This window comes from Pseudomonas sp. BIOMIG1BAC, from assembly GCF_001705995.2.
Lineage (GTDB): Bacteria > Pseudomonadota > Gammaproteobacteria > Pseudomonadales > Pseudomonadaceae > Aquipseudomonas > Aquipseudomonas sessilinigenes.
Genome location: NZ_CP049045.1, coordinates 5598594 through 5611734, shown reverse-complemented (window position 1 = coordinate 5611734; position 13141 = coordinate 5598594). Strand labels below are relative to the sequence as shown.

1 protein-coding gene is annotated in these 13141 nt (G+C 66.9%); it reads left to right on the top strand.

What is annotated here, in order from left to right; all coding sequences use genetic code 11:
- Positions 1-76 precede the first annotated feature (76 nt).
- Entirely contained in the window at positions 77-13096 is a 13020-nt protein-coding gene (locus tag ATY02_RS25830) for a non-ribosomal peptide synthetase (RefSeq protein WP_068595482.1), read from the top strand.
- The last annotated feature ends 45 nt before the right edge of the window (positions 13097-13141 follow it).

Genomic DNA, 13141 nt, shown 5'->3' with positions numbered 1-13141 from the left:
ATTCGTCGATAGTTATCAGGGCATGTCAGGACAGGGGCCGCTCTCCATTGCAAGCACAATCCTGGCAGGAAAACCCATGACGGACGCGTTCGAACTCCCCAGTACCCTGGCCCAAGCCCTTCAACGCCGGGCGGTCCTGGCACCTGATCAAGTGGCGTTGCGTTTCCTCGCCGAAGACCAGGAGCAGAACGTGGTCCTCAGTTACCGGGACCTGGATCTGCGGGCGCGCACCATCGCCGCGGCCCTGCAAGCCGATGCCGAGTTCGGCGACCGGGCGGTGCTGCTGTTCCCCAGCGGCCCGGACTACGTCGCGGCGTTCTTCGGCTGCCTGTATGCCGGGGTGATCGCGGTGCCGGCCTATCCGCCAGAGTCGGCCCGGCGCCATCACCAGGAACGGCTGATCTCGATCATGGCCGACGCCGAGCCGCGGCTGCTGCTGACCAGCGCCGGGCTGCGTGAGGCCCTGTTGCAGATGGACGAGCTCAAGGCCGAGGGGGCGCCGCAACTGTTGTGCGTCGATACCCTGGACAGCGCCCTGGCCGAGGGCTGGCAGCCCGTCGAGTTGGCGGACGATGACATCGCCTTCTTGCAATACACCTCCGGTTCCACGGCCTTGCCCAAGGGCGTGCAGGTCAGCCATGGCAACCTGGTGGCCAACGAGATGCTGATCCGCCGCGGCTTCGGCATCGACCTCAATCCGGACGATGTGATCGTCAGCTGGTTGCCGCTGTACCACGACATGGGCCTGATCGGCGGCCTGCTGCAACCGATCTTCAGTGGCGTGCCCTGCGTGCTGATGTCCCCGGCCTATTTCCTGGGGCGGCCCCTGCGTTGGCTGGAAGCCATCAGCGAATACGGCGGCACCATCAGTGGCGGCCCGGACTTTGCCTACCGCCTGTGCAGCGAGCGGGTCAGTGAGTCGGCCCTGGAACGCCTCGACCTGAGCGGTTGGCGCGTGGCCTATTCCGGCTCGGAGCCGATCCGCCTCGACACCCTGGAGCGCTTTGCCGAGAAGTTCAGTGCCTGCGGTTTCACTGCCGATAACTTCCTGGCGTCCTATGGCCTGGCCGAAGCCACCCTGTTCGTCGCCGGTGGTGTGCGGGGCCAGGGCATCCCGGCCTTGCACCTGGACGAGCAGGCCCTGGCGCAGAACCGTGCCGAACCGGGGCAGGGCAGCGCGATGATGAGCTGCGGCTTCAGCCAGCCGGAGCACGCGGTGCTGTTGATGGACCCGCAGCAGCTTTGCGAGCTGCCCGATAACCGCATCGGCGAAGTCTGGGCCGCCGGGCCGAGCATCGCCCATGGTTACTGGCGCAACCCCGAAGCGAGCGCCAAGACGTTCGTCCAGCACGCCGGCCGCACCTGGTTGCGCACTGGCGACCTGGGCTTCATGCGCGATGGCCAGCTGTACATCACCGGGCGCCTGAAGGACCTGCTGATCGTGCGCGGGCACAACCTGTATCCCCAGGACATCGAGAAGACCATCGAGCGCGAAGTGGAAGTGGTGCGCAAAGGCCGGGTGGCAGCGTTCGCGGTCACCGACCAGGGCCAGGAAGGCATTGGCATCGCCGCTGAAATCAGCCGCAGCGTGCAGAAGATCCTGCCGCCCGAGGCGCTGATCAAGGCCATTCGCCAGGCGGTCGCCGAAGCCTGCCAGGAAGCGCCCAGCGTGGTGGTGCTGCTCAATCCCGGGGCCTTGCCCAAGACCTCCAGCGGCAAGCTGCAACGCTCGGCCTGCCGTACTCGCCTGGCCGATGGCAGCCTGGATTACTACGCGCTGTTCCCGGATGCCTCGACGCCGAGCCAGGACGCCACCGGCGAAGCGCCAGGCAATGAATTGCAGGCCCTGATCGGGCGCATCTGGCAGGAGCAACTGCAATGCGTTGCGGTGGCCGCCGACGATCACTTCTTCCTGCTGGGTGGCAACTCCATCGCCGCCACCCAGGTCATGGCCCGCCTGAGCCAGGAGCTGGGCCTGGAACTGGGGCTGCGCCTGTTGTTCGAGGCCCCGACCCTGGCGGCGTTCAGCGCCGAGGTTGCGCGCTTGCAGCAGGACGGTGGCAGTGCCCAGGGTGCGATCAACGCCCTGTCGCGCCAGCAGCCGTTGCCGCAATCCCTGGCCCAGAATCGCTTGTGGATCACCTGGCAGTTGGACCCATGCAGCAGCGCCTACAACATTCCCGGTGGCCTGCGCTTGCGTGGCGAACTGGACGAAGACGCCCTGCGTGCCAGCTTCCAGCAACTGCTCGAGCGTCACGAAGCCCTGCGCACGCGTTTCTTCGAGCGAGATGGCCAAGCCCTGCAACAGGTGGATGAGCCCTGCGAGTTCAACCTGCAACTGATCGACATCAGCGACCTGCCGCCGGCCGAACGCGAAGCCCGGGCCCGGCAGATCCGCGAGGATGAGGCCCACACCCAGTTCGACCTGGAGAAGGGCCCCTTGTACTGGGCGACCCTGGTGCGCCTGGATGATGAAGAACATCAACTGTTGCTGACCCTGCACCACATCATTGCCGACGGCTGGTCGCTGAACCTGCTGATCGACGAATTCTCGCGCCTGTATGCGGCCTTCGCCCAGGGCCAGGCCCTGGAGCTGGCGCCGCTGGCCCTGCAGTACGCCGACTACGGCAGTTGGCAGCGCCAGTGGCTGGCCCAGGGCGAAGGCCAGCGCCAGTTGGATTACTGGAAGCAGCAGCTGGCCGATGAAGCCCCAGCCCTGAGCCTGGCCACCGATCATCCGCGCTCGGCCCAGGTCCGGCACAGTGCTGCGCGCCACGGCCAGCGCTTGAGTGCAAACCTCAGCGAGGCCGTGCGCCAGGCGGCCCAGGCCCAGCAGGTGACGCCATTCATGCTACTGCTGGCAGCCTTCCAGACGCTGCTCTACCGCTACACCGGCCAGGGCGATGTCCGCGTTGGGGTGCCCAATGCCAACCGCCCGCGCCTGGAAACCCAGGGCTTGCTGGGCTTCTTCATCAACACCCAGGTCTTGCGCGGCCAGTTGCATGGGCGCCAGTCCTTCGCCGAGTTGCTACAACAGACTCGCCAGGCAGCCCTGGGCGCCCAGGCCAACCAGGACCTGCCGTTCGAACAGCTGCTGGAAGCCTTCCCCGAGGCCCGCGAGCAAGGCCTGTTCCAGGTCATGTTCAACCACCAGCAACGCGACCTCAGTGCCCTGCGTCGCCTGCCCGGGTTGCTGGCCGAAGAGCTGCCGTGGCACAGCCGCGAGGCCAAGTTCGACCTGCAACTGCACACCGAGGAAGATCGCAACGGACGCCTGAGCCTGGCCTTCGACTACGCCGACGAGCTGTTCGAGGCGGCCACCATCGAGCGCCTGGCCGGACACTTCATCAGCCTGCTGGAATATGCCTGCCAGCAACCTGAGGCGGCCCTGGGCGACCTGCCGCTCTTGAGCCAAGCAGAGGCCGAGCAGCTGCAACAGTGGAGCGTGGCCCCCTGTGCGCCGGCCGAGCGCTGGCTGCCGGAGCGCCTGCATGAACAATGGCAGCTGACCCCGGAACGCACCGCGCTGGTGTGGGAGGGTGGCCAGTTGAGTTTTGCCGAACTGCACACCCAGGCCAACCGCCTGGCCCACTACCTGCGGGACAAGGGGGTCGGCCCCGACGTGTGCGTGGCCATCGCCGCCGAGCGTTCGCCGCAACTGCTGATCGGCCTGCTGGCCATCGTCAAGGCCGGCGGTGCCTATGTGCCCCTGGACCCGGACTACCCCGCCGAACGCCTGGCCTACATGCTTGGCGACAGCGGCGTCGAGCTGCTGCTGACCCAGACCCACCTGCTCGAGCGCATGCCGGCCATCGAGGGTGTCAGCGCCATCGCCATGGACAGCCTCAAGCTCGACAACTGGCCGAGCCAGGCCCCGGGCCTGCACCTGCATGGCGACAACCTGGCCTATGTGATCTACACCTCCGGTTCCACCGGCCAACCCAAGGGCGTCGGCAATACCCACGCTGCGCTGATGGAGCGCCTGCAATGGATGCAGGACAGCTACCAGTTGCAGGCTGACGAGGTGCTGATGCAAAAAGCCCCGATCAGCTTCGACGTATCGGTATGGGAATGCTTCTGGCCGCTGATCACCGGCTGCCGCTTGCTCATTGCCGCTCCCGGCGAGCATCGCGACCCGCACCGTATCGCCCAACTGGTGCAGACGCATGGCGTGACCACGCTGCACTTCGTCCCGCCGCTGTTGCAACTGTTTGTCGATGAGCCGCTCAGCGCCGGCTGCCATAGCCTGCGCCGGGTGTTCTCCGGTGGCGAAGCCTTGCCCGCCGAGTTGCGCAATCGCCTGCTCGAACAACTGCCGGGCGTGCAACTGCACAACCGCTATGGCCCGACCGAAACCGCAATCAACGTCACCCACTGGCACTGCGCGGTGGCTGACGGCGAGCGTTCGCCCATCGGTCGTCCCTTGGGCAACGTGATCTGCCGCGTGCTGGATGCCGAACTCAACGTGCTGCCGGCTGGAGTACCCGGCGAGCTGTGCATCAGCGGCCAGGGCCTGGCCCGGGGCTACCTGGGGCGGGCCGCCCTGAGTGCCGAGCGGTTTGTCGTCGATCCACTGAGTGCCGATGGGGCGCGCCTGTACCGTACCGGCGATCGGGTGCGCTGGTGCGCCGATGGCGTACTGGAATACCTCGGTCGCCTCGACCAGCAGGTCAAGCTGCGGGGCTTCCGGGTCGAACCCCAGGAGATCGAAGCGCGCCTGCTCGCCCAGGACGGCGTAGCCCAGGCCGCGGTGCTGGTGCGTAAGACCCAGGCCGGAGCGCAGTTGATCGGCTACTACACGGCCCATGCCGACGAAGAAGATGAACAACAGCACAGCGCGCGCCTGAAAACCGCCCTGGCCGCCGAGCTGCCCGAATACATGGTGCCGGCGCAGTTGGTGCGCCTTGAGTCCATGCCCCTGAGCCCCAGTGGCAAGCTGGATCGCCGGGCGCTGCCCGAGCCGCAATGGCAGGTGCGCGAGCATGTCGAGCCCGGCACCGCGCTGGAGCAGCAGATCGCGGCGATCTGGCGCGAGGTGCTGGGCCAGCCACGCATCGGCCTGACGGACGATTTCTTTGCCCTGGGCGGCCATTCGTTGCTGGCCACCCAGATCATTTCCCGCACTCGCCAGGCTTGCGACGTGGAGCTGCCCTTGCGCGTGCTGTTCGAGGCCAGCGAGCTGGGGGCCTTTGCCGAACAGGTGCGACTGATCCAGGAGACCGGGGCGCACAACCAGCAGCCACCGATCGCCCAGGTCGATCGCAGCCAGCCGGTGCCGCTGTCCTATTCCCAGCAGCGCATGTGGTTCCTCTGGCAGATGGAGCCGGACAGCCCGGCCTATAACGTCGGCGGCATGGCGCGGCTGAGCGGTGTGCTGGATGTCGGGCGTTTCGAGGCGGCCTTGCAAGCGCTGATCCTGCGCCATGAAACCCTGCGCACCACCTTCCCCAGCATCAACGGCGTGGCCCGCCAGCAGGTGCATGCCGACACCGGCCTGCGCATGGCCTGGAAGGACTTCTCGGCCCTGGCTCCCGAGGCGCGGCAACAGCGCCTGCAGCAACTGGCGGACAGCGAGGCGCACCAGCCCTTCGACCTGGAAACCGGCCCTTTGCTGCGGGCCTGCCTGGTCAAGGCCGGTGATCAGGAACACTACTTCGTCCTGACCCTGCACCACATCGTGACCGAAGGCTGGGCCATGGACATCTTCGCCCGTGAGCTGGGAGCGCTGTACGAAGCCTTCCTCGACGATCGCGATTCGCCGCTGGAACCGCTGCCGGTGCAGTACCTGGACTACAGCGTGTGGCAGCGCCAGTGGCTGGAGTCCGGCGAACGCCAGCGCCAGTTGGACTACTGGACCGGGCAACTGGGCAGCGAGCATCCATTGCTGGAGCTGCCCAGCGACCGGCCGCGGCCGGCGGTACAGAGCCACCAGGGCGAGCTCTACCGCTTCGATCTTGGCGACGCACTGGCGGCCCGGGTCCGGGCTTTCAATGCCGAGCAGGGCCTGACCCTGTTCATGACCATGACCGCCGCCCTGTCGGTGCTGCTGTATCGCTACAGCGGCCAGACCGACCTGCGCATCGGCGCGCCAGTGGCCAACCGTATCCGCCCGGAAAGCGAAGGCCTGATCGGGGCCTTCCTCAATACCCAGGTGCTGCGCTGCCAGCTGGATGGACAGATGAGCGTCGGCCAGTTGCTGGAGCAGGTACGCCAGACGGTGATCGAGGGCCAGTCCCACCAGGACCTGCCGTTCGACCATCTGGTGGAGGCCCTGCAACCGCCGCGCAGCGCCGCCTACAACCCGCTGTTCCAGGTGATGTGCAACGTCCAGCGCTGGGAGTTCCAGCAGAGCCGGCAACTGGCGGGCATGACCGTGGAGTACCTGGTCAACGATGCCCGGGCCACCAAGTTCGACCTCAACCTGGAAGTCACCGACCTGGACCAGCGCCTGGGCTGCTGCCTGACCTACAGCACCGACCTGTTCGACGAGCCGCGCATCGCGCGCATGGCTGCCCATTGGCGCAACCTGCTGGAGGCGTTGCTGGGCGATCCGGCACAGCGCCTGTGCGAACTGCCATTGCTGCAGCCGGACGAGCAGCGCCAACTGCTCGATAGCCTGGGCAGCGAAGCCGGCGAGCAGCGCCTGGACCAATGCATCCAGCAGTTGTTCAGCCAGCAGGCCCGGGCTCGCCAGGATGCCCCGGCGCTGACCTTCGCCGGCCAGACCCTGAGCTACAGCGAACTGGACAGCCGCACCAATCGCCTGGCCTGGATGCTCCGCGAACGTGGGGTGGGCCCGCAGGTGCGGGTCGGCCTGGCGCTGGAGCGCTCGCTGGAAATGGTGATCGGCCTGCTGGCGATCCTCAAGGCCGGCGGCGCCTATGTACCGCTGGACCCGGAATACCCTCTGGATCGCCTGCACTACATGATCGAGGACAGCGGCATCGGCCTGCTGCTCAGCGATGCGCGGATGTTCCAGGCCCTCGGCGAACTGCCGGCAGGCGTGGCGCGCTGGTGTCTGGAGGAAGACGGTGCACTACTGGCCGACTACCCGGCCAGCGAGCTGCCTTTGGTCAGCCTGCCGCAACACCAGGCCTACCTGATCTACACCTCCGGCTCCACCGGCCTGCCCAAGGGCGTGGTGGTCTCCCATGGGGAAATCGCCATGCATTGCCAGGCGGTGATCCGCCGGTTCGGCATGCGTGCCGACGATTGCGAGCTGCACTTCTATTCCATCAACTTCGACGCCGCTACCGAGCGCTTGCTGGTGCCGTTGCTCAGCGGTGCCCAGGTGGTGTTGCGGGCCCAGGGCCAGTGGGACGCCGAGGAAATCTGCCAGCTGATCCGCCAGCATCGGGTCAGCATCCTGGGCTTCACCCCCAGCTATGGCAGCCAGTTGGCCCAGCACCTGGCGACCCAGCAGCAAACCCTGGCAGTACGCATGTGCATTACCGGTGGCGAAGCCCTGACTGGCGAGCACCTGCAACGCATTCGCGCGGCCTTCCAGCCGATCCTGTTCTTCAACGCCTACGGTCCGACCGAAACCGTGGTCATGCCATTGGCCAGCCTGGCGCCGGAGCAGTTGGCCGAAGGCGTGGCCAGCGTGCCCATCGGCAGCATCGTCGGTGCGCGGGTGGCCTATATCCTCGATGCCGACCTGGCGCTGGTGCCCCAAGGCGCGACCGGTGAGTTGTATGTCGGCGGCGCGGGCCTGGCCCAGGGCTACCATCGTCGCCCGGGCCTCAGCGCCGAGCGTTTCGTCGCCGACCCGTTCAGCGGCGCTGGCGGTCGCCTGTATCGCACCGGCGACCTGGTGCGCCAGTGCGCCGACGGCCAGGTGGAATACATCGGCCGGGTCGACCATCAGGTGAAGATCCGCGGCTTCCGTATCGAGCTGGGGGAAATCGAATCCCGCTTGCTGGATCATCCTGCGGTACGCGAAGCGGTGGTGCTGGCGCTGGATGCGCCATCGGGCAAACAACTGGCAGGTTACCTGGTGACCGAGGTCGCCGGGCAGGACGAGGCGGCGCAAGCCGAGCTGCGGGAAGCCCTCAAGCAGCAGTTGAAGACCCAGTTGCCGGACTACATGGTGCCGACTCACCTGATCCTGCTGTCCAGCATGCCGCTGACCGCCAACGGCAAGCTCGATCGCCGGGCTTTGCCGGTGCCGGACCCGGAGCTCAATCGCCAGCAGTACGTGGCCCCGAGTAACGAGTTGGAGCAGAGCCTGGCGCGCATCTGGTGCGATGTGCTGAACGTGCAGCAAGTGGGCCTCAACGACAACTTCTTCGAACTGGGCGGCGATTCGATCCTGTCGATCCAGGTGGTCAGTCGCGCCCGCCAACTGGGCATCCATTTCACCCCGCGTGACTTGTTCCAGCACCAGACCGTGCAGACCCTGGCGCGAGTGGCCAGCCGCAGCCAGCGCATCGGCGCCGAGCAAGGACTGCTCAGCGGCGAGGCACCGCTGACCCCGATCCAGCATTGGTTCTTCGATAGCCGCATCCCGCAGCCGCAGCACTGGAACCAGGCGCTGCTGCTGGAGCCGGTAGCGCCCCTGGATGCCCAGCGCCTGGAGCAGGCACTGCTGGCGGTGGTGGAACAACACGACGCCTTGCGCCTGCGCTTCAACCAGAGCAACGAACAATGGCGCGCCGAGTACTTGCCGCTGTCTGATGCGCCGTTGCTGTGGCAGGTACGGGTGCCGTCCATGGCGACCTGCGAAACCTTGTTCGCCGACGCCCAGCGCAGCCTGGACCTGGAGCATGGACCGCTGCTGCGCGCGGTGCTGGTGGACGGTCCGGAGGGTGAGCAGCGGCTGCTGCTGGCCATCCACCACCTGGTGGTGGACGGCGTGTCCTGGCGGGTACTGCTGGAGGATCTGCAGAACGTCTATCGCCAGTTGGAGGCGGGCCAGGCCGTGCAGTTGCCGGCCAAGACCAGCGCCCTGCGCGACTGGTCGAGCCGCTTGCAGGCCTACGCCGGCAGTGAGTCGCTGCGTGAGGAACTGGACTGGTGGCAACAGCAATTGGCCGGCCCGGCGGCGCAATTGCCAGGGTTGCAGCCGGACGGTGGCCAGCAACACCAGCATGCCCGCAGCCACAGCGTGACCCTGGATGCCGAGCGCACCCGTCAACTGCTGCAACAGGCCCCGGCGGCCTATCGCACCCAGGTCAACGACCTGCTGCTTACCGCCCTGGCCCGGGTGCTGTGCCGCTGGAGCGGGCAGCCTTCGGCACTGGTGCAACTGGAAGGACACGGCCGCGAGGCGTTGTTCGACGAGATCGACCTGACCCGCACCGTGGGCTGGTTCACCAGCGCCTATCCGCTGCGCCTGACGCCGTTGCAGGTGGAAGAAGCCGCCGGGCAGGGCGCCTCGATCAAGGCGATCAAGGAGCAATTGCGCGGTGTGCCGCACAAGGGCCTGGGCTATGGCGTGCTGCGCTACCTGGCCGATGACGCCTGCCGAGCGGCCCTGGCGGCGCTGCCGCTGGCGCCGGTGACCTTCAACTACCTGGGGCAGTTCGACCAGAGCTTCGGTAGCGATGCGCTGCTGCGTCCGCTGGACGAGTCAGTCGGCCCGGCCCATGCCCTGGAGGCACCGCTGCCCAACGAGCTGAGCATCGACAGCCAGGTCTACGGCGGTGAACTGGTGCTGCGCTGGACCTACAGCGTCGAGCGCTTCGACCCTGAGCTGATTGCCGAGCTGGCGGCGGCCTACCTGGGTGAGCTGCAGAGCCTGATCACCCATTGCCTGAAGGATGATGCCGGTGGCTTGACGCCGTCGGACTTCCCCCTGGCGCGCTTGACCCAGGCCCAGCTCGATGCCCTGCCAGTACCCGCGGCGCAGATCGAGGATGTCTATCCGCTGACGCCGATGCAGGAAGGCATGTTGCTGCACACCCTGCTGGAGCCGGGCACCGGTCTCTACTACATGCAGGACCGCTACCGCATCAACAGTGAACTGGACCCCGAGCGCTTCGCCCAGGCCTGGCAGGCCGTGGTGGCCCGGCATGAAGCCCTGCGCGCCTCGTTCTGCTGGAACGTGGGCGAGGACATGCTGCAAGTTATCCACAAGCCGGGCAGCACGCCGATCGAGTACCTGGACTGGAGCGATGCGCCGGAGGCTGAACAAGAAGCCAGTCTGCAAGCCCTGCACAAAGCCGAGCGCGAGGCCGGTTTCGATCTGCTCAACCAGGCGCCGTTCCACCTGCGGCTGATCCGTGTCGGCGCCGCGCGCTACTGGTTCATGATGAGCAACCACCACATTCTCATCGATGCCTGGTGCCGCTCGTTGTTGATGAACGACTTCTTCGAGATCTACACCGCCCTGGGCGAAGGCCGCGAGGCGCAGTTGGCTGTACCGCCGCGCTACCGCGACTACATCGGCTGGCTGCAACACCAGAGCCTGGCCGAGGCGCGCCAGTGGTGGCGGCAGAATCTCGCGGGCTTCGAACGCACCACGCCGATCCCCAGTGACCGGCCGTTCCTGCGCGAGCATGCCGGCGACAGCGGCGGCATGATCGTCGGCGACTGCTACACCCGGCTCGATCCACGGGACGGTGCGCAATTGCGCGAGCTGGCGCAGCAGCACCAGTTGACCGTCAACACCTTCGCCCAGGCGGCCTGGGCCCTGGTGCTGCGGCGCATGAGCGGCGACCGTGACGTGCTGTTCGGCGTCACCGTGGCCGGGCGGCCGGTGGACATGCCGCAGATGCAGCGCACCGTCGGCCTGTTCATCAACAGCATCGCCCTGCGGGTCAAGTTGCCTGAGGATGGCCAGCGCTGCAGCGTGCGCCAGTGGTTGGGCCAGTTGCTAGATAGCAACATGCAGCTGCGTGAGTACGAGTACCTGCCGCTGGTGGCGATCCAGGAAACCAGCGAGCTGCCCAAGGGCCAGCCGCTGTTCGACAGCCTGTTCGTGTTCGAGAACGCCCCGGTGGAGGTCTCGGTACTGGACCGGGCCCAGAGCCTGAACGCCAGTTCGGACTCCGGCCGCACCCACACCAACTTCCCGATCACGGCCGTCTGCTACCCGGGGGACGACCTGGGGCTGCACCTGTCCTATGACCAGCGCTACTTCGAGCAGGCGACCATCGAGCGCATGCTGGGCGAGTTCAAGCGCCTGCTGCTGGCGCTGATGCAGGGCTTTAATGGCGACATGGCCGAGCTGCCGTTGCTGGGCGAGGAGGAGCGTGATTTCCTGCTGGCCGGTTGCAACCAGAGCCAGCACCAGTACCCGCTGGAGCGCAGCTACGTGGAGTTGTTCGAGGCCCAGGTGGCCGCGCATCCGCAGCGTATCGCCGCCAGCTGCCTGGAACAGAGCCATAGCTATGCCGAGTTGAACCTGCGCAGCAACCGCCTGGGCCATGCCCTGGTGGCCCAGGGCGTGGATTTCGACCAGCCGGTGGCCCTGCTGGCCGAGCGTGGTCTGGAGCTGTTGGGCATGATCATCGGCAGCTTCAAGGCCGGGGCCGGCTACCTGCCCCTGGACCCGGGCCTGCCGGGTCAGCGCCTGGGCCGCATCATCGAGCTCAGTCGCACGCCGATCCTGGTCTGTACCCAGGCTTGCCGTGAACAGGCCCAGGCCCTGCTGGACGAGTTCGGCTGCGCCGGTCGTCCGCGCTTGCTGGTCTGGGAAGACGTCCAGGCCGGGGCTGGGCGCGAGGACAATCCCGGACGCTACAGCCGTGCGGACAACCTCGCCTACGTGATCTACACCTCCGGTTCCACCGGCCTGCCCAAGGGCGTGATGGTGGAGCAGCGCGGCATGCTCAACAACCAGTTGAGCAAGGTGCCGTACCTGCAACTGAGCGAGGCCGATGTGATCGCCCAGACCGCCTCCCAGAGCTTCGATATCTCGGTCTGGCAGTTCCTTGCCGCGCCGCTGTTCGGCGCTCGGGTGGACATCGTGCCCAATACCATCGCCCATGATCCCCAGGGGCTCCTGGCCCATGTCCAGGAGCAGGGCATCACGGTGCTGGAGAGCGTGCCGTCGCTGATCCAGGGCATGCTGGCCCAGGACGCCATCGCCCTGGACGGCCTGCGCTGGATGCTACCCACCGGCGAGGCCATGCCACCGGAGCTGGCGCACCAGTGGCTGCTGCGTTATCCACAGATCGGCCTGGTCAACGCCTACGGCCCGGCGGAGTGCTCCGACGACGTGGCCTTCTTCCGCGTGGACCTGGCCTCGACCCGGGGCAGCTACCTGCCCATCGGCACGCCCACCGATAACAACCTGTTGTATCTGATGGACGAAGCCCTGGAGCTGGTGCCCCTGGGTGCGGTGGGCGAGCTGTGCGTGGCCGGTACCGGTGTCGGCCGTGGCTACGTCAGCGACCCGTTGCGCACTGTGCAAGCCTTCGTGCCCCATCCGTTCGGTGCTGCGGGCGAACGCCTGTACCGCACCGGCGACCTGGCACGCCGGCGCAGCGACGGCGTGCTGGAGTACGTCGGGCGGATCGACCATCAGGTGAAGATCCGTGGCTACCGCATCGAACTGGGCGAGATCGAAGCGCGCCTGCACGAACAACCGGAGCTGCGGGATGCTGCGGTCGGGGTGCAGGAGGGCGTCAATGGCAAGCACCTGGTGGGCTACCTGGTTGCCAGCGATTCGGGCCTGGGGCAAAGCGAGTGCCTGGAGCGGATCAAGCCGCGCCTGCGCGCCGAGTTGCCGGAGTACATGGTGCCGCTGCACTGGCTGTGGCTGGAGCGCCTGCCGCTCAACGCCAACGGCAAGCTCGATCGCAAGGCCCTGCCGGCCCTGGAGATCGGCCAGTTGCAGAGCCAGGACTACCTGGCCCCGAGCAGCGAGCTGGAGCAGACCCTGGTGGACATCTGGGCCGAAGTGCTCAAGGTGGAACGGGTGGGGGTGCGCGACAACTTCTTCGAGTTGGGCGGGCACTCGCTGCTGGCTACCCAGATCGCCTCGCGGGTACAGAAGACCCTGCAACGCAACGTGCCACTGCGGGCGATGTTCGAATGCAGCACGGTGCAGGAGCTGGCGGCCTACATCGACGGACTGGGGGCCAATGAAATCAGCGAGGAGAAGGTCGATCGCCTGAGCGACCTGATGGCTGAGCTGGAGGGCTTGTGACCCAAGGGTGACGGGGCCTTGTTCGCTGGCCAGTCAGGTTCTGTT